This window comes from Burkholderia sp. MSMB2157WGS (assembly GCF_001532755.1).
GTDB lineage: Bacteria > Pseudomonadota > Gammaproteobacteria > Burkholderiales > Burkholderiaceae > Burkholderia.
This window is the reverse complement of record NZ_LPJG01000030.1, coordinates 127893-150336: the sequence shown is the minus strand read 5'-3', so window position 1 is coordinate 150336 and position 22444 is coordinate 127893. Positions and strand designations below refer to the sequence as shown.

General features: G+C 67.6%; 21 protein-coding genes. 13 read left to right on the top strand and 8 right to left on the bottom strand.

What is annotated here, in order from left to right:
- Nucleotides 1-7: 7 nt before the first annotated feature.
- From WT53_RS19290 to WT53_RS19275, 4 genes are all read right to left on the bottom strand, one after another.
- On the bottom strand, nt 8-1102 hold the full coding sequence (locus WT53_RS19290; RefSeq protein ID WP_034204623.1) for a TrkA family potassium uptake protein: 1095 nt from the start codon (nt 1100-1102) through the stop codon (nt 8-10).
- A 61-nt stretch (nt 1103-1163) separates the two neighbouring features.
- Nucleotides 1164-2498: an FAD-binding oxidoreductase gene (locus WT53_RS19285; protein WP_034204622.1), complete on the bottom strand. Its 1335-nt coding sequence runs from the start codon at nt 2496-2498 to the stop codon at nt 1164-1166.
- Between the two features lie 632 nt (nt 2499-3130).
- A complete protein-coding gene (locus WT53_RS19280) occupies nt 3131-3406 on the bottom strand; it encodes a hypothetical protein (RefSeq protein ID WP_034204621.1) in 276 nt (91 codons plus the stop codon).
- A 166-nt stretch (nt 3407-3572) separates the two neighbouring features.
- Entirely contained in the window at nt 3573-3782 is a 210-nt protein-coding gene (locus tag WT53_RS19275; RefSeq protein ID WP_034204620.1) for a hypothetical protein, read from the bottom strand.
- A gap of 483 nt (nt 3783-4265) precedes the next feature.
- Between WT53_RS19275 and WT53_RS19270 the strand changes: the two genes are divergently transcribed.
- Together WT53_RS19270 and WT53_RS19265 are read left to right on the top strand one after the other, a co-directional pair.
- Entirely contained in the window at nt 4266-5120 is an 855-nt protein-coding gene (locus WT53_RS19270) for a helix-turn-helix domain-containing protein (RefSeq protein WP_027780902.1), read from the top strand.
- A gap of 118 nt (nt 5121-5238) precedes the next feature.
- Nucleotides 5239-6906 carry an ATP-dependent helicase gene (locus WT53_RS19265; protein ID WP_034204619.1) on the top strand — a complete coding sequence of 556 codons (1668 nt, stop codon included), beginning with the start codon at nt 5239-5241 and terminating at the stop codon, nt 6904-6906.
- 48 nt (nt 6907-6954) lie between these two features.
- On the opposite strand, the gene WT53_RS19260 is transcribed toward WT53_RS19265, so the two are convergent.
- A complete protein-coding gene (locus tag WT53_RS19260) occupies nt 6955-8514 on the bottom strand; it encodes a methyl-accepting chemotaxis protein (protein ID WP_034204618.1) in 1560 nt (519 codons plus the stop codon).
- A 230-nt stretch (nt 8515-8744) separates the two neighbouring features.
- Between WT53_RS19260 and WT53_RS19255 the strand changes: the two genes are divergently transcribed.
- Nucleotides 8745-10259, top strand: a complete 1515-nt coding sequence (locus tag WT53_RS19255) for an MDR family MFS transporter (RefSeq protein ID WP_034204617.1) — start codon at nt 8745-8747, stop codon at nt 10257-10259.
- Nucleotides 10260-10316: 57 nt separating this feature from the next.
- On the opposite strand, the gene WT53_RS19250 is transcribed toward WT53_RS19255, so the two are convergent.
- Nucleotides 10317-11315, bottom strand: a complete 999-nt coding sequence (locus WT53_RS19250; protein ID WP_034204616.1) for a quinone oxidoreductase — start codon at nt 11313-11315, stop codon at nt 10317-10319.
- A 131-nt stretch (nt 11316-11446) separates the two neighbouring features.
- Here WT53_RS19250 and WT53_RS19245 point away from each other — a divergent pair, with 131 nt between their 5' ends.
- From WT53_RS19245 to WT53_RS19225, 5 genes are all read left to right on the top strand, one after another.
- On the top strand, nt 11447-12319 hold the full coding sequence (locus tag WT53_RS19245; RefSeq protein ID WP_052100196.1) for a LysR family transcriptional regulator: 873 nt from the start codon (nt 11447-11449) through the stop codon (nt 12317-12319).
- Between the two features lie 80 nt (nt 12320-12399).
- Nucleotides 12400-12960, top strand: coding sequence for a GNAT family N-acetyltransferase (locus WT53_RS19240; RefSeq protein ID WP_034204614.1), 561 nt, complete (start codon nt 12400-12402; stop codon nt 12958-12960).
- 9 nt (nt 12961-12969) lie between these two features.
- On the top strand, nt 12970-13809 hold the full coding sequence (locus tag WT53_RS19235) for a MerR family transcriptional regulator (RefSeq protein ID WP_034204613.1): 840 nt from the start codon (nt 12970-12972) through the stop codon (nt 13807-13809).
- Between the two features lie 380 nt (nt 13810-14189).
- On the top strand, nt 14190-14393 hold the full coding sequence (locus WT53_RS19230; protein WP_011549079.1) for a cold-shock protein: 204 nt from the start codon (nt 14190-14192) through the stop codon (nt 14391-14393).
- 280 nt (nt 14394-14673) lie between these two features.
- Entirely contained in the window at nt 14674-14898 is a 225-nt protein-coding gene (locus WT53_RS19225; protein ID WP_034204612.1) for a hypothetical protein, read from the top strand.
- A 213-nt stretch (nt 14899-15111) separates the two neighbouring features.
- Here the strand turns inward: WT53_RS19225 and speB are convergent, their stop codons facing one another.
- Nucleotides 15112-16074 (bottom strand): agmatinase, encoded by a 963-nt coding sequence (speB, locus tag WT53_RS19220; protein WP_034204611.1) that lies wholly within the window; start codon nt 16072-16074, stop codon nt 15112-15114.
- A 360-nt stretch (nt 16075-16434) separates the two neighbouring features.
- Here speB and WT53_RS19215 point away from each other — a divergent pair, with 360 nt between their 5' ends.
- From WT53_RS19215 to WT53_RS19195, 5 genes are all read left to right on the top strand, one after another.
- Complete coding sequence (locus WT53_RS19215; RefSeq protein ID WP_034206159.1) at nt 16435-17106, top strand: lysoplasmalogenase; 672 nt, start codon at nt 16435-16437, stop codon at nt 17104-17106.
- Nucleotides 17107-17352: 246 nt separating this feature from the next.
- Entirely contained in the window at nt 17353-18936 is a 1584-nt protein-coding gene (locus tag WT53_RS19210) for an NAD(P)/FAD-dependent oxidoreductase (protein WP_034204610.1), read from the top strand.
- A 21-nt stretch (nt 18937-18957) separates the two neighbouring features.
- Complete coding sequence (locus WT53_RS19205) at nt 18958-19884, top strand: SDR family oxidoreductase (RefSeq protein ID WP_034204609.1); 927 nt, start codon at nt 18958-18960, stop codon at nt 19882-19884.
- Nucleotides 19881-20786, top strand: a complete 906-nt coding sequence (locus WT53_RS19200; RefSeq protein WP_060261097.1) for a metal-dependent hydrolase — start codon at nt 19881-19883, stop codon at nt 20784-20786. Before WT53_RS19205 ends, WT53_RS19200 begins: the two co-directional genes overlap by 4 nt.
- Before the next feature lie 4 nt (nt 20787-20790).
- Nucleotides 20791-21705 (top strand): alpha/beta fold hydrolase, encoded by a 915-nt coding sequence (locus tag WT53_RS19195; RefSeq protein WP_060261094.1) that lies wholly within the window; start codon nt 20791-20793, stop codon nt 21703-21705.
- On the opposite strand, the gene WT53_RS19190 is transcribed toward WT53_RS19195, so the two are convergent.
- Complete coding sequence (locus WT53_RS19190; protein WP_034204607.1) at nt 21657-22220, bottom strand: putative glycolipid-binding domain-containing protein; 564 nt, start codon at nt 22218-22220, stop codon at nt 21657-21659. The genes WT53_RS19195 and WT53_RS19190 overlap by 49 nt on opposite strands.
- Nucleotides 22221-22444 lie beyond the last annotated feature (224 nt).

Here is a 22444-nt window from a genome sequence, read left to right as displayed (position 1 = left end):
AACGCCCTCACATTTCCGGATCCGGAATCCGCGCCGACTGAATCACCACCAGCGTATCGCCCGCCTCGATCCTGCACGGCGGATCCTCGTAAAACGAATGGATCTTCCCGCCGCGATCGAGCCCGACCACGATCGCGCCCGGCACGACGTTCGTCATGCAGCCGATCTCATGCGGCAACGCCTCGCGCTCCAGCAGCGTCGCGCGACCGCGCGTCGACAGCATGTCGTTCACGAACGGCACGATGTAGCGGCTATGGACCGCGTCCGCCAGCAACAGCGCGCCGATCTTCGTCGACGACACGATCACGTCCGCGCCGGCCTGCCGCAGTTGCCGCTGGTACAGGTTCTCCTGGATCCGCACGACGATCTTCGTATCGGGCGCGATGCTGCGCACCGACAGCGTCAGCAGGATCGCGGTCGGATCGTCGGTCACCGAAATGATCACGGCCTTCGCCGCGCGCACCTGCGCCTGCTGCAGCAGATCCTCGTGCGCCGGATCGCCGAGCAATCCCGTCACGCCGAGCGACGTCGCCGCCTCGAGGGCCTGCTGTTGCGAATCGATCACGATGATCGTGGCCGGATCGACGCCGCTCTCCAGCAACTCGCGCACCGCGATCGACCCCGACAGACCATAACCGCACACGACGATGTGATCGGACAGTTGCTTCTGCAGGCGTTTCATGCGGAATTCCTCGACGACGCGCTGGATCACGAACTGATACGCCGTGCCCAGGAAAATGAACCAGATGCCGATGCGGATCGGCACGATGAAGAAGGCATCGAGCAGGCGCGCCCGCGCCGTGACGGGCACGATATCGCCGTAGCCGACCGTCGCGACCGTGACCATCGTGAAGTACACGAGATCGGCCACGGTCATCGGCGTGCTCTTGGTCGAATCGCGCAGGCCGTCGCGATCGAGATACAGCACGAGAAACGCAAGCGTGCACAACAGCACGACCGCGCCGAGGCGGAACAGCAGCGTGCGGCGCGGCGACGTCGCGGGGCGCGTGAACAGCGTGCGTGCGCGCGGCGCCTGCCACGGATTGCGGGCGCGACGCAAACGCAGGCGCAACGAGCGGCGCTGATCGGATGGCGTTGCCAACGGGAAATCTCCTGAAGGATGCGGGCTCGATTCTACGACGGGAACGCGTGCACGCGGCCGGTCACAGCATGCTGCGCGGCCGCACCATCGTCCCGTCGACGAAACGCCGCGCGCGAAACGCCGACAGGTCGAGCGACGGCGCGCCCGTGTCGATCCATTCGGCGAGCAGCCGGCCGACGATCGGCCCCATCGCGAAACCGTGCCCGCAGAACCCGGTCGCAATCGCGAGCCCCGCCGGCGTGCCCGGCGCATCGATCACCGGAATGCCGTCGGGCAGCACGTCGATCAGGCCGGCCCATGCCTCGACGACCTGCGCATCCTTCAGCGCGGGAAAGATCGCCTTGAGCTTCGCGAGCGCGCGCGGCGCATGGGCGCGATTCGGCTGGGGCTGCGGATCGCGCGGCTCGATCGGCCCGGTCGAGCCGTCGATGCGTGCGAGCACGTCGCGCCATGCGGACGCACCCAGATGCAGCCGGAATTTGTCGCGTTGCGACCAGAATTCCGGCCAGAAGAGACTCAAGCCGCGCAGATGGCCGAGCGTCAGGTCGACGTCGACCTGCATGTCGTCGGCGAGATTGATCGCGCCGTTCTTGCGCTGCCGGATGCCGAGACCATGGCCCCACACCGTCGCCGCGGACACCGGCGGGACCACGTTGGTGCGCATGCAGGTGCCGCGCACGGCCTGCTGCGGCAGCCGGATGCCGACGCCGTCGAGCAGCCGGAAACTGGTCGCGCCGGCCGCGCAGATCACGCGACGCGTGCGAATCGTGCCGCGCTCGGTCGCGACGCCGACGACCGCGCCGCCGGCCGTCTCGATCGCGCTCACACCGCAGCCTTCGAAGAAACGCGCGCCGGCCTCGGTCGCGCGCGCCGCGAATGCGGCGGCCACGCGACGCGGCTCGGCCTGCCCGTCGGTTGCCGTATACAGGCCGCCGAGGGTACGCGCGTGCGTCGACAGCCCTTGCACGCGCTCGTCGATCTGGGCGCGCGTCAGCGTGCGCGTGTCGAGCCCGTGCTCGCGCGCGACGGCGAGCCACGCCTGGAACGAGGCCCAGTCGTCTTCGTTGTCCGCCATGTAGAGGCAGCCGCCCTGCCGCCATTCGAGATCGAAGCCGAGCGCCTGCTCCAGGCCTTCCCATATCCGCATGCCGGCCATCATCAGCGGCACTTCGGCCGATTCGCGTCCCTGCTGTCGCACGAAGCCCCACGCGCGCGTCGATTGCTGGCCGGCGATGCGCGACTTGTCGAGCACGACGGCTTTCAGGCCGCGCAGGCCGAGGTAGTAAGCAGCCGCGCAGCCCATGATGCCGGCGCCGGCGACGACGACGTCGGCTTCGGTCGGAAACGCCGTATCGGCGTGGCTCAATGCGTCGTGCAGCGGATAGGTGGTGGTCATTGTTTTCTGTCGGGTCGATGCATGCCCGGCAAAGCTTATCGTGGCGGCGACGTCACATGAAGCGATAAATTTCGAAAACCGTCATTCGGCTCCCTTCGGGGTCCATCATCGCATCGACGCCGGTGCGGTGGCGCGGCCTGCCGACGCCACGGCGCCGCAGCCGCATGTCGCACCGCGACGGTTGCGCTCGCTTGCGCGTCGATACCGGCAGCGGTGGAATTGTCGGCCGATGCCGGTGCCTCGACACCCTGCGCCGTCGCGGAAATTCGATCCGTAGATGCGGGCTCGCCAAGCGCAACGCGAACCGTTGCGTCGACAAGGCTCGACGCCCGATGCGATCGTTGCCCGCTCAGCCGGATTCCTTATCGATCAGGATTGCGAATTTAATGGCGGACAATACCCGATCGATGCCGCAGCCGTTCGTGCCTGACCGGCTCCGGCGGCTGTTGTCCGCCGGACGAGACGACGGCACGCCGTTCACGTCTATGCACGATGTAGCGCGAACGCGCAATCGATGCGTGTCGGTTCGACGGCGTCGACGGCGACATGTCGAGCGCCCGACAACCACGCGGCCATTCATTCAGTCAGGACTTCGCGGCCTGCCCGGGGGAGCCGCCGCCACGCTGGCGTCCTCAGTGCGAATAGCGCGTTTGCGTGCCTGCGGTGCGGTCGAACGGCTGCAGTCTCGCCAGCTGCTCGATCGACATCGTGACGACTTCCACAACATGTCGCGCGATTTCGTCGTCGGCCATGCCCGCGTTGATGTACCGCTCGATGCTCATCGTGCGGGGCGGATAGCTGCCGGCTTCGTCGTCGACAATGTCGATCCTGGCCGTACGCTGCTCGGGCGACAGCACGATCTGGACGGTTTTGCCGTGAACGACGGTCTGCATGCACAAAGTGGACATTCGCAGTCTCCGATTGCGTTGGCTTCGGACGATCGATACCTCACAACAGGAGTCGTCAATCTACAAATTTCCGCACGCATTCGCAACATTCAGACACGAATTCCTCGTCGTTCGGGCGCAGCACCGCCGGTCGACCGATGCCCGCATTGCACGGGCATGCGCTGCGCTACGCATAGCGGCTCAGCCATTCTTCGGAGAATTGTCTAGCGTACGCGACCGCTTCGGCTTCGGTGTCGAATTCGCCCAGCTTGCGGAATGCAGCCTCACGGCTGAAACCCACCTTCGTGACCTCGACCTGCGCGGCGTATTTGCCGGCCTCCGTCACGCGCGGCTCGCAGTTCATTTCGTATCCGCGCATCAAGAATTTCTTCTGCATCGGTTCAACACGTTTTTGAAACGGCGGAATCGTAGCAGCAGCTGCGCCGACCTGAAAAGTATCCGCGTCGGTCTCACTAGAGGAAACCGTCGATGGATCGCCTTCCAGGGACTTCGACGATCCGCCGTGCGATACCCTGAAAAAACGGGGCGGAAACGTCGGTCCGGCGCGTCCGCGCCCTGCGTTGGTGCATCGTGCGGCGATTACCTGCCGTCTCGTGTGGAATCGCATTCGGGCCGACCGGAATACGGACCGGAAGATGTCGAACGCGCCATCACCGTCATGCGCCGCGTCAAGCCGGGCGTAACGTCATGACACACCTTTCACACAAACGCACCTTTCACCACACTGAATGACGACCATTTTGCGGTAAAGTTATCTTTTCCGTGCGTGGCCGGTCGGCTCGCCATTGGACGTCATGAAGACTGTCCGCCGAGACTGCCGCAAGGCGTCGTTCTGAACGTCACGATCCGTTCCCGTAGCATGACCACTGAAGCAATCACCACGGATTCCCTCGCGGTTGCCGAGCGCGTGCGCGAGCTGATGACCCGCAACGGCATCGGCAAGCGCCAGCAGACCACCGAGCTGTGCCGCATCCTCGATCTGAGTTTCTCGCAAGGCCACCGCAAACTGCGCGGCAGCAGCCCCTGGACGCTCGCGCAGATCAAGAAAGTCGCCGAAGCGTACGGCGAACCGGCCGCGCAGTTGTTCGGCGCGCAAACGCTCGACCCCGGCATGGTCGGCGCCTATTCCCAGGAAGCCGTCCTCTATGCGGGCGTCGCCGAGATTCCGTGCACCGCCTGGATCGGCGCGCCGCTCGAAGCCGGTGCGCGCCCCGAGTTCGTCGCGTACGAACAGAACGGCCGCTGGCGCGTGCTGCGCCATACCGGCGTGCTGTACCAGAACGCGTACGACGTGCACAAGATCGAGATCTACCCGCGCCGTGCGGAGAGCGACAAGCTCGTCGTCGCGGTGATCGATCCCGATCGCGTCAGCGCGACCGAGCTCTGCCGCTATCTCGAACGGCAGGGTTTCGCGACGGCCGCGTTCGACGGGCTCGCAGCATTCGTCGACGCGCTGCAAGGCCAGGCCTTCGACGCGGTCCTGACCGAATGGCTGTTCGACGACGGGACGGCCGCGACCGCGATCAAGGCCGTGCGCACGTCCGACAATCCGGGCGCGCCGATTTTCGTGCTGACGGGCGACCTGCTCACCGGCCGCGCGAGCGAAGCCGACATCAGCGAAGTGATCCGCGCGTTCGACGTGGTGTGCTACGAAAAACCCGCACGCATGGCGATCCTCAGCGCCGATCTCGCGAAGCGTCTCGCGCGCGGCTGACGTCCGCCGGGCCGGCCGCCCGTCGAATGGCCAACGCATGCGCCGCGGGCATGAACCGGTTCCTCAGTACAATAGCCGCACCCGTTCACGCGCACGCCGGCATCCGCCGCCCGACTCCATGGCCCGCCTCATCCCCGACGACTGGAAAAGCCTCGCCGCGACCGGCGCGGCCGAACGCGAGCGCGAAACGCTCGCCGCGCTCGAACACGCGCTGCCCGACGCCTACACCGTGTATCACGGCGTCCACTGGACGCGCGCCGACCAGGCGTTCTCGGTGTTCGGCGAAGCCGCGTTCGTCGTCGTGAGTCCGGCCGGCCGCATGCTGCTGATCGAGCAGAAGGCCGGCTTCCTGCGCGAAACCCCGAAAGGGCTCGTGAAGGTCTACCTGCAGAAGGAACGCAATGTCCCGATCCAGCTCGCGCGCACGCAGGAGACGCTGCACCGGCGCCTGACGGCCGCGCTCGGCGCGGGCGTCTACGGCGTCGAGGCGCTGCTGTACTGCCCCGACTATTCGATCCGCGACGCGTCGATCGCCGGCGTCGCGCCCGAGCGCATCGTCGACGCGTCGCGCAAGGCGCAGCTCGCGCACGTGATCCTGCAAGTCCTGCCCGAGGACGACGCGCCCTTTCCGAACGCCCCGAAGCTCCACCATTTCCTCGCGGACGAGCTCGCGCTCACGCCCGACACGAGCGCGCTCGTCGGACAGGCCGGCACGCTCGTCACCCGGCTGTCCGGCGGGCTCGCCGCATGGGCGCGCCAGCTCGCGTTCACGCCGTTCCGGCTGCGCGTCACCGGCACCGCGGGTTCGGGCAAGACACAGCTCGCGGTGCAGGTGATGCGCGATGCGGTCGCGGCCGGCCAGCGCGTGCTCTACGTATGCTTCAACCGGCCGCTCGCCGACTACATCGCGCGCATCGCGCCGCCCGGCGCGAAGATCGCGAATTACCACCAGCTGTGCGACTGGGTCGCGCGCGACGGCGGCTATACGCCCGACTTCCAGGCGCCCGGCGAATTCGAACGGCTCGAGGCGCGCTTCGCGCAAACGCCGATTCCCGAACGCTGGCGCTTCGACGTGCTGGTCGTCGACGAAGGGCAGGATTTCCACGCGCCGTGGGCGGCCGCGCTGGAGCGCCTGCTCGCGCCGGACGGCGCATGGTGGTGGCTGGAAGATCCGCTGCAGAACCTGTACATGCGCGAACCCGTCGCGCTGCCCGGCTGGGTCACGCTGAAGGCGCTTACCAATTACCGCAGCCCGCGCGACCTGCTGGAATTCGTGCGCGACATCGTCGGCCGGGCCGAACCGCTCGCGGCCGAATTGCGCTCGGGCAGCCCGTTCGACGGCTCCGATCCGTCGGTGTCGGCATACGGGGAAGACGGCGCGTCGGGCGACGCGCTGGCGCAAGCCTGCATCGACGCGACCAAGCGTGCGATCACGCACGCGCTGTCGCTCGGCTTTCGCAAGCAGGACATCGCGGTGCTGTCGTACCGCGGCCGCGAAGGCTCGGTGCTGGCATCCCTCGACCAGCTCGGCCCGCACCGGATCAAGCGCTTCACCGGCAAGTACGACCTGTTCGGCAACCCCGAGTATCGCGACGGCGACGTGCTGCTCGATTCGATCTACCGCTTCAAGGGCCAATCGGCGCCGTGCGTGATCCTGGCCGAAGTCGACTTCGACACGCTCGACGCGCGCGCCGCGCGCAAGCTGTTCGTCGGCGCGACGCGCGCGACGATGAAGCTGCTGATCGTCGCATCGTCGCGCGCGGCCGCGCAACTCGCGGCCGGTTGACGCGGCGGGCGGTGCGCCTGCCCGCCGCCGCGCCGCCGTCATTTCGCTTCAAGCCACCCGAAACGCCCCCACCGCGCGGCGCAGCCCATCCGCCTGCTCCTCGAGCGACGCGGCAGCCGCGGCCGCCTGCTCGACCAGCGCCGCGTTCTGCTGCGACACCTGATCCATCTGCGACACCGCGCGGTTCACCTGCTCGATCCCGTCGCGCTGCTCGCTCGATGCGGCCGCGATCTCCGTCATGATGCCCGTCACGCGCCCGATCGCCTGCTGGATGTCCTGCATCGTCGCGCCGGCCGTACCGACGAGCCGCGAGCCGGTCGCGACACGCTCGACCGATTCGCCGATCAGCGTGCGGATTTCCTTCGCCGCGGACGCCGAGCGTTGCGCCAGCGTGCGCACCTCGCCCGCGACCACCGCGAAGCCACGGCCCTGCTCGCCCGCGCGCGCGGCTTCGACCGCCGCATTCAGCGCGAGGATGTTGGTCTGGAACGCGATGCCTTCGATCGTGCCGATGATGTCGGCGACCTTCTGCGAACTCCGGTCGATCTCGTTCATCGTGCCGATCACCTCGCCGACGACCGTCGCGCCGCGCGTCGCGATCTCGCTCGCGCTGTCCGCGCAGGCCTGCGCCTCGAGCGCGTGGTCGGCGTTCTGCTTCACGGTCGCCGTCAATTGCTCCATGCTCGCGGCCGTCTGCTGCAGCGCCGACGCCTGCTCCTCGGTGCGCTGCGACAGATCGGTGTTGCCGGCCGCGATCTGGTGCGTCGCCGTCGAAATCGCTTCGGAACCCTGGCTCACCTGGCGCACCGTATCCGCGAGGCTGCGCTGCATGCCGGTCACGCCCTTGACCAGTTCGGCCATCTCGTCGCGCGACGACCAGTGCACTTCCGACGTGAGGTCGCCGTCCGACAGCCGACGGAAATGCGACAGCAGGCGATTCACCGGCTGCGTGATCGCGAAATGCAGGCCGATCGCGCAACCGAGGCACGCGGCCAGGCCAAATGCGATGCCCGCGATCGCGCCCATGCGCATCCAGCCGTAATAGGTCTGCGCGGTGTCGTACACGTCCTTGCCGCGCGCGGCCTGGTACGCATCGAGCGCGTCGGTCGCCTGCGTGAGCGCGACCGACAGCGGCGGCGCGACCGTCATCAGCAACCGGTCGGCTTCGTCGCGCCGCCCTTCGCGAATCGCGTCGATCATCGGCTTCAACGCCTGTCCGATCAGCGCCTGGCGCGCGGCATCGAGGCGGCTCGCGAGCGGGCCCTCGTCGTCGCCGTGCGGCATCGCCGCGTAGGTGCGCCACGCCGTGTCCGCCTTCGCGAGATAGCCCTCGGCCTTCTTCACGAGATCGGGCACCTCCGGCGCTTCCGGATGCAGCAGCGCACGGTCGAGCGTCGTCCGCACGATCGTCAGGTTCAGGCTCGCCGCGGACAGCGCGGTCTTCGCCGCGAGTTGCCGCGTATAGGCCTCGTCGAGGGCGCGGTTCGAGCTCTGCATGCCCGCGAGGCCGATCAGCCCCGACACGACGAGCAGCGCGGCGACGAGGCCGAGCGTGGAGAAAATCCGCGTACGGATCGAGAAACGGGAAAACAGGGCGTTCAGGTTCATGACGGCACGTGAGCGATGAAAAGTGCCGCGGCAATCGGTCCGCGGCACGCTGTATTACGGTTTGCCTGCAAAAAACTTGAGTCCGTCCCTGCTTCGCGGCTGACCGCGATCAATTTTTCGGGCGGCAATGTCCCGTTACGACTGCAACATATTGAGTCTGGGCAGAAATTGACTAGTCAATCATCAATGGCTATATTTCGACTCAATTTCCTGCCATGGCAGATATTTCGATGACGACCCATACGCTCCCTACTTCCCCGTCCGCCGACGCGGCCCGCCGCGACACGCCGACCGGGCTGATCGTCGCCGCGCTGCTGCTCGTGATGCTGCTGTCCGCGCTCGACCAGACGATCGTGTCGACCGCGCTGCCGACGATCGTCGGCGAACTCGGCGGGCTCGACCAGTTGTCGTGGGTCGTCACCGCGTACCTGCTGTCGTCGACCGTGGTGCTGCCGCTGTACGGCAAGCTCGGCGACCTGTACGGCCGCAAGATCGTGCTGCAGGTCGCGATCGTGCTGTTCCTCGCCGGCTCCGCACTGTGCGGCATCGCGCAGGACATGACGCAACTGATCGTGCTGCGCGCGCTGCAGGGCCTCGGCGGCGGCGGCCTGATGGTCGTCACGATGGCCGCGATCGGCGATCTGGTCCCGCCCGATCGCCGGGCGCGCTACCAGGGGATGTTCGGCGGCGTCTACGGCCTCGCGACGATCGTCGGCCCGCTGCTCGGCGGCTTCCTGGTCGAGCATCTTTCATGGCGCTGGATCTTCACGATCAACCTGCCGCTCGGTGTGCTCGCGCTCGCGGTGATCGGCATGGCGTTCCGGCCGCACACCGCGCACGTGAAGCATCGGATCGACTACATGGGTGCCGCGTTCCTCGCGACCGCCCTCACCTGCGTGATCCTGTTCACGAGCGAAGGCGGCTCGCTGCTGCCATGGACGTCGCCCCAGCTGTGGATGACGCTCGTGCTCGGTCTAGTCGCGATCGGCGGCTTCATTTACGAGGAGCGCATCGCGGCCGAGCCGATCATGCCGCTCGACCTGTTCCGCCATCGCACCTTCGTGCTGGTCAGCCTGATCGGCTTCGTGGTCGGCATCGCGCTGTTCGGCTCGGTCACCTTCATTCCGCTCTACCTGCAGGTCGTGAAGGGCTCGACGCCGTCGCAAGCCGGCATGCAGCTGCTGCCGATGATGGGCGGGATGCTCGTGACGTCGATCGTCAGCGGGCGGCTGATCTCGCGGTTCGGCTCGTACCGGCTGTTCCCGATCGGGGGGACGCTGATGGGCGGCGTCGCGATGGCGTTGCTGTCGACGCTGACGCTCGATACGCCGCTGCACACGATGTACGCGTACATGGCGCTGCTCGGGATCGGGCTCGGGATGGTGATGCCCGTGCTGACGCTCGCCGTGCAGAACACGGTCGAATTCCGGCACATGGGAGTGGCGACGTCGGGCGCGACGCTGTTCCGCTCGATCGGCGGCTCGCTCGGTGTCGCCGCATTCGGCGCGCTGTTTTCGCACGGGCTGCAGTCGCGGATGATGCACGCGCTGCCGGCCGGTACCGAACTGCCGCCCGCGCTCGGCCCGGCCGCCGTGCACCAGTTGCCGGATGCCGTGCGCGACGCGTACCTGCACGCGTTCGCCGGTTCGCTGCACGTCGTCTATCTGTCGGCCGCGGCGGTGATCGCGATCGCGTTCGTGCTCGCATGGTTCGTCGAAGATGCGCCGCTGCGCAAGCACCCCTGAGCACCAGCGGCTCGCGATGCGACCGCCGGGCCGCCGCGCGAGCCGCCGCCCCCGTCGTCACGCCAGCAGCACGACCCCGCCCGTCGTCGCGCGCGACTCCAGCAACCGGTGCGCGTCGGCCGCCTGTTCGAGCGGCAGCCGCGCGCCGATCTCGACGTGCATGCCGCCCGCCAGCCGGTCGAGCGTCGCCCGCGCGGCGTCCCGATACGCGCCGGCGTCGCGCGCGATGAAACCGAGCACGCTCGGCCGCGCGAGCGCGATCGAACGGGCCGGGCCCAATTCGTCGAGCTCGAACGTCTGTCGCGCACCGATCGCGGCGACCTGCCCGATGCTCGCGACCATGCCGAACGGACGAATCGCCCCGAGCGTACGGGTCAGCACGTCGCCGCCGATGCCGTCGATCGCGTAGTCGACGCCCGCGCCGCCGCCGAACGTACGCGCGGCCGCGACGAAATCCTCCTCGCGATAATCGACCACCGCTTCCGCGCCGTGCGCGCGCACGAGCGCGGCCTTCGCGGCCGATCCGACCGTGCCGATCACCCGCGCGCCGAGCGCACGCGCCCACTGCGTCGCGAGCAGCCCGACGCCGCCGGCCGCCGCATGCACGAGCACCGTGTCGCCGGCGCCGACCTGCCGGACGCGATGCAGCAGCATGTAGACGGTGATGCCCTTCAGCAGCCCCGCGGCGGCGGCTTCGTCGCTCAGCCCGTCGGGAATCGGCAGCACGCGCTCGGCCGGCATCGTGCGCAGGCTCGCATAGCTGCCGGTCGGCAGGCCCGCATATGCGACGCGCTGCCCGGGCGCGAGATCCGTCACGCCCGCCCCAACCGCGTCGATCACGCCGGCCGCCTCGACGCCGAGCGCCGCCGGCAGCGCCGGCAACGCGTGCGCGCCCGTCCTGAAATAGATGTCGACGAAATTCACGCCGATCGCGGTCTGGCGAATCCGCACTTCTCCGGGCCCGGGCGGCGCGACGGGCGCATCGACGCGGCGCAGCACGCCGGCGTCGCCGTAACGGTCGATCCCGATCCGGATGGCATGGGCGGTTTGGGTCATGGCGTTCCTCGCTATCGAATGATGTGACACGATCATCTCATCGTGCATAATCGAACGGAACTCACGTTCAACGCCCATCTACTGTGCAAAATTCGACCGATCGAGAGGCTAACGCCGCACCCATGCCGCCGATGAGCTGGGACGACATTCGCTACTTCCTGGCGGTGATGCGCGGCGGCAGCCTGTCGGCCGCCGCCCGGGCGCTGCAGGTCCAGCATTCGACGGTCGCGCGGCGGATCGATGCGCTGGAGTCGGCGCTCGGGATCCGGCTGTTCGACCGGCTGCCGCGCGGCTGGCCGCCGACCGACGAGGGGCTGCACGTCGCCGAGCACGCCGCGCGCCTCGAAGCCGACGCGCATGCGTTCGCGCGCGCGGCGCAGGGCGCGGCCGCGCTCGACGGCGTGGTGCGCGTATCGGCGTCGCCGGTATTCGCCAGCCATTTCCTCGCGCCGCGCCTGGCCCGCGCGCAGTGCGCATGGCCGGCGTTGCGGATCGACCTGATGGGCGAGATGCATGCGGCGAACCTGTACGCACGCGAAGCCGATCTCGCGGTGCGGCTGTCGCGGCCGAGCGAACCGGGGCTCGCCGCGCGCCGGCTCGGCACGATGCGCTTCGCGCTGTGCGCGACCCGGGAATGGGCGGACGCGCCGCCCGATAGCTGGCCGTTCGTCGGCTACGACGATGCGCTCGCGCAAACGCCGCAGCAGCAATGGCTCGAACGCTTCGCGGCCGGGCGTCGTTTTGCGTTCATCGCCAACGACCTGGCCGCGCAGCATCGCGCGTGCGCAGCCGGGGCCGGCGTCGCGCTGCTGCCGCGGTTTCTCGTCGACGATCCGGCCGCGCACGCCGGCGCGCCGCTCGTCGAGCTGACGGCCGCGCCGCGCTGCGACATCGAGCGCGAGATCTGGCTCGTCGTTCATCCGGACGTGCGCCGCTCGCCGCGCGTGCAGCGCGTGGCCGACGCGATCGCCGATGCGGTCCACGCGGCGGACGGCCGGCTGTAAGCCGCCGAAACCGCAAACGGCTTTACCAGCCGCGCCAGCAGCCGGCATAGTGGCGTTTTGACTTCGCTCGCCCTGCCGCCATGCCTGCCGCTCCCGCCTGCGTCGTTCGCGACGCCACCGACGCCGACCTCGATGCGATTCACGCGATCTACGCGCACCACGTGCATCACAGCGTCGCGTCGTTCGAGGAAACGCCGCCCGACGTCGCCGAACTGCGCGCACGCCGCGACGCGGTGCTGCGCCACGGGTTGCCGTATCTCGTCGCCGAATGCGACGGCCGCGTGGCCGGCTACGCCTACGCGACGCCGTACCGCACGCGCAGCGCGTATCGCTTCGCGATCGAGGATTCGATCTACATCGACGATGCGCAGCGCGGGCGCGGCATCGGCCGCGCATTGCTCGCGGCGCTGATCGAGCACTGCGAACGCGGCCCGTGGCGGCAGATGATCGCGGTTATCGCCGACGGCGGCACCGGCGGCTCGACGTCGCTGCATCGCGCGTTCGGCTTCGAGCCGGCCGGCCTGCTGAAAGCGGTCGGTTTCAAGCACGGCCGCTGGATCGACACGGCGCTGCTGCAGCGCCCGCTCGGCGACGGCGCGAACACGCGCCCCGCCTCGCCCGAGCCTGGCGCGGCGCGCTAGAATGGCCGCATGTCAAAACAGACTCATTCCACGCCCGACGAGGCCACGCCGGATTCCCGCAACGAGTACACGGTCGACGAACTCGCGCGCGTGTCCGATACCACCGTGCGCAACGTCCGCGCCTATCAGGATCGCGGGCTGCTCGCGCCGCCGGAGAAACGCGGACGCGTCGGCATCTACGACGACACGCACGTCGCGCGCCTGAAGCTGATCAACCATCTGCTCGCGCGCGGCTATACGCTGTCGAACATCCAGGACCTGATCAAGGCGATCGACGAAGGCCACGACCTGCGCTCGATCCTCGGCCTCGAAAACGCGATCGGCGGCCGCTGGTCGCACGAGTTGCCGAAAACCTATTCGCTCGCCGCGCTCGCGCAGATGTTCGGCCCGCAGGCGACCACGCAACTGTCGCGCGTGACCGAGCTCGGGCTGCTCGAACGGCGCGGCCTGTCGTTCGTCGCGAAAAGCCCCGCGCTGCTCGAGGCGGCGGCCGCGATGACGAAGGAAGGGATTCCGCCGCGCGAGCTGCTCGACGTGATCAGCCTCGCGCGCCCGCATTTCGACGCGATCGCGCGGCTGCTCGTCGATCTCGTCGTGAAACGGCTCGACCGTTACGACGCCGACACGCTGCCGCCGGCCACCGACGTGCCGGAACTGGTCGACGCGATCTGGCGCCTGCGCCCGCTCGCGGCCGTGTTCGTCGAGGCCGAGACGAACCGCGCGCTCGAAACGGCCGCCAGCGCGTATCTCGGCGGGCGGGTCGCGACGATCCTCGACAAGAAGCTCAGCGACGAAGCGGCGCGGCAGTCGGGTACGACCGATACGCAAGGCGACGGCGACAACGCATAGGGCGCGCCGTCTTGCATCGGTTCGCCGCTAACGACGCGCGCGCATCCGGTTCGCGGAAGGACCGACGGCCGTTGCCGATGAGAAGCGCCGTTCGCCGAGACCGGCGCATGGCCGGCAGCACCGTTCGACCGTCATTCCCGCCGGACGGCGCCGCATCGCGTCGCCCACGGCAACCGGCCGCGCCGCGAAACAGTTACAAGTTATCGGTTGACGTGAACCCGCCCGGCGGTTAGTGTATGCGTCGAAGTCCAAGAAGTCCGATTGCTGTTCATCAATTGCTCGCTCTCCCCTCAGCGGTATTCGTTGCCCTCTCCCTCCTTGACGCTTCAAGCGCTCTTTCACAGAGCAAATCCCCGTATATTTTTTCTCAAGGAATCTTCATGGATACCGGTATCGTCAAGTGGTTCAACGACAGCAAAGGCTTTGGCTTCATCACGCCGGACAAGGGCGGTGACGACCTGTTCGCTCACTTCTCCGAAATCCGTGCCGACGGCTTCAAGACGCTGGCCGAGAATCAAAAAGTGAGCTTCGAAACGAAGCAAGGCCCGAAGGGTCTGCAAGCGGCCAACATCAAGCCGCTGTAAAGTTTGAAGGGCCCGGCCTCCCACGACGGACGCCGGGTCGCAGCGACATCCCCACGGAGCTTCGTCTCCCAAAGTTGGCGCGATCGGCTCGATCTGCATCTGTTCGGTTAGCAGCTCGCCCGGCGCCACACGTCTCGTTGCACTTCATCCCCCCTCCGGCCGCAACGCCTTATTTTCGCTTTCCGACTGCGTCAGATTCAGCTCGCAATGGCGTTGAATCGGCGTACCCGTGCGTATAACGCGCACGGCACGCGCGCACTCGACCATCATTAAAATTAAAATGGACAACCAACGAATTCAACAGTACAACGGCTATGCCGTCCAACCCTCGGCGCATCGGCTGCCCGACGGGTATTTTTCATCCAACCTGCTGCTCGAACGTACCGACGGCACACACGGCGAAGGCCGCTACCAGTTCTATTCGCTCGATTACTTCGCGAGCGAAGCGCAGGCGCTGGCGCATTCGGCACGCTGGGCACGCAACTGGGTCGATACGCGCGGTTGACGGCAGCGCCCCAGTACCCGCGCCCGCCCGGCATATGAGCCGTCGGCGCGGTCGGTTCGAACTTCCCGATCGCCCGTCCCACGTCGTCGTCAAGCTGCGCCCTCTCCGCGCGAACGTTGACGACGTACTGGCGACATCAGCGCAGACGGCCATCGAGAAAACCGGCGGGCAACTGCCCACCGGCCTTCTGCACGACACGTCCGTTCACCGGCTTCACCGCCCCGCCACCTTCTTCTGCCGCCACAGGCACAGCAGATCGCAAGCCACGTGCGCGGCCGCGATCGCCGTGATGTCCGCGTGATCGTACGCAGGCGCCACCTCCACCACATCCGCCCCGACCAGATTCACCGCCCCGAGCCCCCGCACGATCGCCAGCGCCTGCGCCGACGACAAGCCGCCCGCGACCGGCGTCCCCGTTCCCGGCGCGAAGGCGGGATCGAGACAATCGATATCGAACGTCAGATACGCAGGCCGCTCGCCGACGATCTCGACGATCCGCTCCACAGCCGCCCGCGCACCATGGTCATGCACCCACGCGGCATCGAGCCGCTCGATCCCGAGAAAGTCGTCGTTCCACGTGCGGATCCCGACCTGCACCGACGTCGCGGGATCGATGAGCCCTTCCTTCACCGCCTTGTAGAACATCGTCCCGTGATTGAGGCTGTCCGGATCGTCGTCGGCCCACGTATCGCAGTGCGCGTCGAAATGGATAAGCGACAGCGGCTTGCCGTAGCGCTCCGCGTGCGCGACCAGCAGCGGATACGTGATGTAGTGGTCGCCGCCGAGCGTCAGCATCTTCGCGCCCGAGCGCAGGATCGTGCGCGCATGCTCGACGATCGCGGGCTTGATCGACAGCGGGTTGTGCGCGTCGAACCAGCAGTCGCCGTAGTCGACGGCCGCGAGGTCGTCGAACGGATCGAAGCCCCACGGATACGGATGGAGCTCCGCGAGCTGCACGCTCGCCGCACGAATCGCGGCCGGCCCGAGCCGCGCACCGGAACGATAGGTCGTCGCGAGATCGAGCGGCACGCCGGAGATCGCGACGTCGATACCGTCGAGCGTGCGCGAGTAATTGCGGCGCATGAACGACAGCACGCCCGCATAGGTGTTTTCGATCGAGGAGCCGTACGGCGTCGTGCGACGGATCGCGCCGTCGCCGTGAAGAAGTTCGGTCATGGTCGGGTTCGGGTTCGTGGTGGCCGGGGCGCCCCGCTTCGAGCGAGCGCTCGGGCCGGGCTCGGCGTGGATACGTCGGGCCTGCACCGGCTCGCGCATCCGGTCGCGAGGCGAGGCGGGACATCGACAGCGACAACGGCAATACCGCGGCGATCATAGCAAGCCGATTCGCAGCCGTTGCCCCGGTTCAGCCGGGGCAACGCGCGGAAAAATCCGGTGGCGGCGTCGCGGCGCGTCGCCGTCGTTTCCTAGAAGGATTCGCCGGTTTTCGCGCCCCCGTTCTTCCGGATAATGGCCGGCAGCCGCGCCATCGACCGCGCGCCGTCCGCTGCGGATGACAACGAACCGGAGACACCCGCCTTGATCGCCACGCTTCCCGCCGCCTACCGCCGGCTCCGGCCGCTCGCCATCGCCGCGGCGCTACTGTACGGGCTGTCGCTCGCCGCCGCGCCCTATCCGGGCCAGGCCGCCGCAAAAGCCGCGATGGGCATCCTGCTGCTCGCGGCGGGCAGCACCTGCGGCGCGGCGCGCGAACGCACGTGGCTGTGCGCGGCGCTCGCGAGCGCCGTGCTCGGCGACGTGCTGCTCGCGCTGCCCGACTGGCCGCTGTCGTTCGTCCTCGGCCTCGGCGCGTTCCTGCTCACGCATCTGTGTTATTGCGCGATCTTCTTCCGGTGGCGCGCGCGGCCGCACGGCTGGCGCATCGTTGCGCTCGTCGGGCTGTGGATCGCCGCGCCGGCGTTTTACGTGGCGTTCTTCCCGCATCTCGGCGAGTTGCAGGCGCCGGTCGCCGTCTACATGCTCGTGCTGTGCGCGATGGCGAGCTTCGCGCTCGCCGCCCGCACGCATGGCCCGCTGGTCGCGCTCGGCAGCCTGGTCTTCGTCGGCTCCGACACGCTGATCGGCGTCGGCCGGTTCCTCGGCGGTTTTCCGGGTATCGACTATTTCATCTGGGGCCTCTATGCGCTCGCGCAGGTCACGATCGTGGCCGGGGTTTTCCATGAGACGGCCAACCGGTCGATCCGTCCCTGATACCGTTTCAAACAGGTCGCCGCACGTCGGCGGCCCCGCTTCTTCCGTGTCTCGCCCTGTCGACGGCCTTTTCCGCTCATCCCGCATCGCGGAAAGCGACCCGTTCCAAACCCCGCTCAGCCTTTTCCCGCCTGGTTTTCGGCGCTTAGAGCGCCGCTTCTAGCCCCTTGCGGTTTCGAGGTTCACGCACTATCGTTACATCAACCAATGTAACATTAAAAAATGAGCCAAATCGGAGACACCCGGATGAATGCTCGCACGTTGCCTTTCGGTCCAGCCGGCCATGACGGCCTGGACGAAACCATCGACATCGCCATCATCGGCACCGGCTTCGCCGGCCTCGGGATGGCGATCCGCCTGAAACAAACGGGCGTGACCGACTTCGTCGTCCTCGAGAAAGCTGCGTCGGTCGGCGGCACATGGCGCGACAATCATTACCCCGGGTGTGCATGCGACGTGCAATCGCACGTCTATTCGTTCTCGTTCGCGCCGAACCCGCGCTGGACGCGCATGTTCGCGCCGCAGCCGGAGATCCGCGCGTATCTGGAAGACTGCGTGCAGCGCTTCGGCGTCGGCCCGCACCTGCGGATGAATCACGAACTGCAGCGCGCCGAATACGACGAAGCCGCGCAACGCTGGCGCCTCACGTTCGCGAACGGCAAGCGGCTGTCCGCGCGCGTGCTGGTGTCGGGCATGGGCGGGCTGTCGCGCGCCGCGCTGCCGGCGATACCCGGCGTCGAAACCTTCCAGGGCCGCGCCTTCCATTCGCAGCAGTGGGATCACGATTACGCGCTCGAAGGCAAACGCGTCGCGGTGATCGGCACCGGTGCGAGCGCGATCCAGTTCGTGCCGCAGATCGCGCCGCGCGTGAAGACACTCGCGCTGTTCCAGCGCACGCCGCCGTGGATCATGCCGAAGCCCGACCGCAACCTGACCGGCTTCGAGAAATGGCTGTTCCGCACACTGCCGTTCACGCAGAAGGTCGTGCGCAGCGGCATCTACTGGATGCTCGAATCGCGCGTGCTCGGCTTCGCGATCCATCCGTCGCTGATGAAGAACGTGCAGAAGCTGGCGCTGCGCCACATCCGCAAGCAGATCCCCGATCCGGAGCTGCGCAAGACGGTCACGCCGAACTACACGCTCGGCTGCAAGCGCGTGCTGATCTCGAACGACTACTACCCGGCGCTGTCTCGCAAGAACGTCGACGTGATCACGACCGGCATCGATCGCATCGAAGCCGACGCGGTCGTGACGACCGACGGCAAGCGTCATGAAGTCGACTGCCTGATCTACGGTACCGGCTTCCAGGTGGCCGACCCGTATCCGCGCGGGGCGATCATCGGCCGCGGCGGCCTCGACATCGTCGACGCGTGGCGCGACGGCGCGCATGCGTATCTCGGCACGACGCTGCCGGGCTATCCGAACTTCTTCATGATCGTCGGCCCGAATACGGGCCTCGGTCACAACTCGATGGTGTTCATGATCGAGTCGCAGATCGAGTACATCCTCGGCGCGCTGCAGGCGATGCACCGCGAACGCGCCGATGCGATCGAGGTGCGCCCGCTCGTCGAGGCGCAGTTCAACAACGACCTGCAGGGCAAGCTGAAAAAGGCGATCTGGTCGACGGGCGGCTGCAAGAGCTGGTACCTCGACCCGCGCACCGGCAAGAACACGACACTGTGGCCGGGCTTCACGTGGCGCTTCAGGCAGGCAACCGCGCACTTCTCGATCGCCGATTACCACGCGTATCGCGCGCCGCAGCACGACACGACCGCGCGGCCCGTCGCCGCGCCCGCCGCTTCCGCTTCCACGTCCGCCGAAGCGGCCTGAGCCAGACAAGGAGCCACCGACATGAAAGATTTCGCCAACAAGGTCGCCGCGATCACGGGCGCCGGCTCGGGCATGGGCCGCGCGCTCGCGATCCAGCTCGCGCAGGCCGGCTGCCACGTGTCGCTCGCCGACAAGAACGGCGTCGGCCTCGCCGAAACCGAACGGATCGTCCGCGCGATCGCGCCGAACGTGCGCGTGTCGACGCGCGTGCTCGACGTCGGCGATCGCGACGCGATGTTCGCGTGGGCCGACGACACCGCGAAGGAGCACGGCAAGGTCAACCTGATCTTCAACAATGCGGGCGTCGCGCTGTCGAGCACGATCGAGGGCATGGAATACGGCGATCTCGAGTGGATCGTGAACATCAACTTCTGGGGCGTCGTGCACGGCACGAAGGCGTTCCTGCCGCACCTGAAGGCATCGGGCGACGGCCACGTGATCAACACGTCGAGCATCTTCGGGATCTTCGCGCAACCTGGCATGAGCGGCTACAACGCGACCAAGTTCGCGGTGCGCGGCTTCACCGAATCGCTGCGCCAGGAACTCGACATGATGAAGTGCGGCGTGTCGGCCACCTGCGTGCATCCGGGCGGCATCCGCACGAACATCGCGCAATCGAGCCGCGTCGCGAAGAACATGGTCGGCTTCATCGTCGAGAGCGAACAGCAAGGCAAGGACAGCTTCGAGAAGTTCTTCATCACGACCGCCGACGACGCCGCGCGCACGATCCTCGCCGGCGTGCGCAAGAACAAGCGCCGCGTGCTGATCGGCCGCGACGCGAAGGGCGCCGACTGGATGGCGCGCATCCTGCCGGCCGCTTACCAGGCGCTCGTCGTGCTCGCGACGCGCCGCGAGGCCGCGAAGGCCCGCCGCCATGCCGCACGCGGCACGCCGGCGCCGGTGCACGCCACCTACAACAATGCAGGCAACCAGGGAGAACAATCATGACGATACCGAACATGATGCCCGTGCGGCGCGACATCCGTTTCGCGCTGCCGCCCGAACGCGCGAAGGACTGGCATGTGCAGGGCGTGCCGGTCACGCACTTCATGAACGCACTGTCGCTGCTGTTCCCGGCCGGCGAACGCTTCTTCATGGATTCGGTGCGCCACTACCGCGACCGGATCGAGGACCCCGAGCTGAAGAAGCAGGTGCTCGGCTTCATCGGCCAGGAAGCGATGCACACGCGCGAACACATCGAGTACAACGACCTGCTGCAAGCGTCCGGCCTGCCCGCGCACAAGCTCGACAAGCGCCTGTGGACGATCCTCGGCTGGTTCAAGAAGGTGCTGCCGCACTCGATGCAGCTGGCGATCACGATCGCGCTCGAGCACTACACGGCGATCCTCGCGAACCAGTTGCTGTCGGGCCACGAGCACCGGATCGACGGCTCCGTCGAAGGCTACCAGCAGATGTGGATGTGGCACGCGATGGAGGAAACCGAGCACAAGGCGGTGTCCTACGACGTGTGGCGCACCGTGATGAAGCCGGGCCTCGGCAGCTATCTGCTGCGCACCGGCACGATGCTGACGACGACCGTGTTCTTCTGGGCCATCGTGTTCGACTTCCACGTGCGGCTGATGCTCGCCCATCGTCGCGAACACGGCAAGTTCGGCGGCATGTGGCGCCTCGTGAAGTATCTGTACAGCCCGAAGAACGGCGTGTTCCCGAGCATCGCGCGCGAATGGCTCGACTACTTCCGCCCGGGCTTCCACCCGTGGGATCACGACAACCATCAGTACTTGCAGGAGCTCGACACGCTGCTCGAGAACATCGACGCGACCAACGCGCGCTATGCGGCGCAGGCCGCCCCGCGCCGCGTGCCGCTGCATTCGGTGGCGCAGGCATGACGCCATGGCGCGCGCTCACGAGATGCTGACCGTCCGGTCCGGCGACGTGAAACTCGCCGTCTACGTAAGCGGCTCGCGTCGCGCGCCGCCGCTGATCCTCGTGCATGGCTATCCCGACTCGGCGGCCGTGTGGGCGCCGATCCGCGCGCGGCTCGCGAAACGCTACCGCGTGATCGCATACGACGTGCGCGGCGCCGGTGCATCGGATGCGCCGCGCCGCCGTGCCAACTACACGCTCGAACGGCTCGCCGGCGACCTGAAGGCAGTGGCCGATGCGACCTGCGGCGGCCGGCCGTTCCACCTGGTCGGCCACGACTGGGGCTCGATCCAGTGCTGGGAAGCCGTGACCGATCCCGCGTTCCGCGGCCGCATCGCGTCGTACACGTCGATCTCGGGCCCGTGCCTCGATCACGTGTTCCGCGCGAAGATGCGCGTCAAGCAGAGCCTGAAGTCGTGGTACATCGCGTTCTTCCACCTGCCGCTCGTGCCGTCGCTGGTATGGCGGCTCGGCGGCGCGGCGCTGTGGCCGCGCTGGCTCCAGCTCACCGAACGCGTGCGCGCCGAGCGCGATCCCGTGCAACTGAAGAACGCGCTGAACGGGATGCAGATGTACCGCGCGAATTTTCTCGCGCGAGCCCGCAGGCCGCGGGAGCGGTACGCGCAGGCGCCGGTGCAGATCCTGGTGCCGATGCGCGACCGCTACGTGACGCCGGAGATGTCGGTCGACCTCGATCGCTGGCTCGGCGACCACGTGCGCGAGGAAATCGACGGCACGCACTGGATCGTGCTGCGTCACCCGGACATGATCGCATCGCGGATCGACCGCTTCGCGTCCGCGCAGGAGCGGCCGGCGGCGACGAACGCCGCGGTTCAGCGCGCCGTCGGCGGTGCCGGCAGGCGTCTGAACAGCGTCTCGTAATCGACGACGAGCCCGTCGTCGTCGATGTCCATCTCCGCGGTGAAATTCCGGAAGATCCCTTCGTAGCGATAGCGGCGGCCCGGCTCGATGCACGCATAAGCCTGCTTGACCGGCTTGACGGTCAGGTCCGGCGTCGAGATGTACGCGACGTCGATCGGCCGCCGCTCGCCGCGCGCGAGCCCGAGGCGGCCGATCGGCAGCGAATTCGTGAACGGCGTCGCCGCGATGTCGATGTCGATGCAACCCTCCAGTTCCGGCAGTGCGCGGCCTGAACCGTCGCGCCAATGCCCGGCGCCGTCGCCGTGCAATTCGAGCGTGCCGCCGCCCATCACCTTGAGCACCGCGTAAGTCACGCGCCATTGCGCGTCGCATTCGACGCGATACGCGAGCCCATACGCGCGACCGTACCGCTGGCCGACCACCGCGCTTTCGACGACGATCGCGCCGCCGCGCCGGTCGAACGTCAGATGTTCGACCCCGTCGCCTTCGAGCGACGCCCATCGCACTTCACGCATCGTTCCGCCTCCCGGTTTCCCCATTGCGGGGCATCGTCGCGCAAATCCCGGCAATCGAGAATGCTACCGTCAAAGAGTCCAGCGTGCGTCATTTGCGTTCGACGTCTACGTCCGGCCCCTCGAACGCTGACCGGATAGCTTCCACGACTCGCGCCGCTCTGTGCTCATCCTCGAACTGACAATTCCACGATCCCACACGAAAACATTAACGCGCTAGCTCGAGC

What these genes read in the sequence shown, in the direction of transcription:
- WT53_RS19285 (WP_034204622.1), bottom strand. Translation starts at nt 2,498, where the DNA reads ATGACCACCACCTATCCGCTGCACGACGCATTGAGCCACGCCGATACG.
- WT53_RS19280 (WP_034204621.1), bottom strand. Translation starts at nt 3,406, where the DNA reads ATGTCCACTTTGTGCATGCAGACCGTCGTTCACGGCAAAACCGTCCAG.
- WT53_RS19275 (WP_034204620.1), bottom strand. Translation starts at nt 3,782, where the DNA reads ATGCAGAAGAAATTCTTGATGCGCGGATACGAAATGAACTGCGAGCCG.
- WT53_RS19270 (WP_027780902.1), top strand. Translation starts at nt 4,266, where the DNA reads ATGACCACTGAAGCAATCACCACGGATTCCCTCGCGGTTGCCGAGCGC.
- WT53_RS19265 (WP_034204619.1), top strand. Translation starts at nt 5,239, where the DNA reads ATGGCCCGCCTCATCCCCGACGACTGGAAAAGCCTCGCCGCGACCGGC.
- WT53_RS19260 (WP_034204618.1), bottom strand. Translation starts at nt 8,514, where the DNA reads ATGAACCTGAACGCCCTGTTTTCCCGTTTCTCGATCCGTACGCGGATT.
- WT53_RS19255 (WP_034204617.1), top strand. Translation starts at nt 8,745, where the DNA reads ATGACGACCCATACGCTCCCTACTTCCCCGTCCGCCGACGCGGCCCGC.
- WT53_RS19250 (WP_034204616.1), bottom strand. Translation starts at nt 11,315, where the DNA reads ATGACCCAAACCGCCCATGCCATCCGGATCGGGATCGACCGTTACGGC.
- WT53_RS19245 (WP_052100196.1), top strand. Translation starts at nt 11,447, where the DNA reads ATGAGCTGGGACGACATTCGCTACTTCCTGGCGGTGATGCGCGGCGGC.
- WT53_RS19240 (WP_034204614.1), top strand. Translation starts at nt 12,400, where the DNA reads ATGCCTGCCGCTCCCGCCTGCGTCGTTCGCGACGCCACCGACGCCGAC.
- WT53_RS19235 (WP_034204613.1), top strand. Translation starts at nt 12,970, where the DNA reads ATGTCAAAACAGACTCATTCCACGCCCGACGAGGCCACGCCGGATTCC.
- WT53_RS19230 (WP_011549079.1), top strand. Translation starts at nt 14,190, where the DNA reads ATGGATACCGGTATCGTCAAGTGGTTCAACGACAGCAAAGGCTTTGGC.
- WT53_RS19225 (WP_034204612.1), top strand. Translation starts at nt 14,674, where the DNA reads ATGGACAACCAACGAATTCAACAGTACAACGGCTATGCCGTCCAACCC.
- speB (WP_034204611.1), bottom strand. Translation starts at nt 16,074, where the DNA reads ATGACCGAACTTCTTCACGGCGACGGCGCGATCCGTCGCACGACGCCG.
- WT53_RS19210 (WP_034204610.1), top strand. Translation starts at nt 17,353, where the DNA reads ATGAATGCTCGCACGTTGCCTTTCGGTCCAGCCGGCCATGACGGCCTG.
- WT53_RS19205 (WP_034204609.1), top strand. Translation starts at nt 18,958, where the DNA reads ATGAAAGATTTCGCCAACAAGGTCGCCGCGATCACGGGCGCCGGCTCG.
- WT53_RS19200 (WP_060261097.1), top strand. Translation starts at nt 19,881, where the DNA reads ATGACGATACCGAACATGATGCCCGTGCGGCGCGACATCCGTTTCGCG.
- WT53_RS19195 (WP_060261094.1), top strand. Translation starts at nt 20,791, where the DNA reads ATGGCGCGCGCTCACGAGATGCTGACCGTCCGGTCCGGCGACGTGAAA.
- WT53_RS19190 (WP_034204607.1), bottom strand. Translation starts at nt 22,220, where the DNA reads ATGCGTGAAGTGCGATGGGCGTCGCTCGAAGGCGACGGGGTCGAACAT.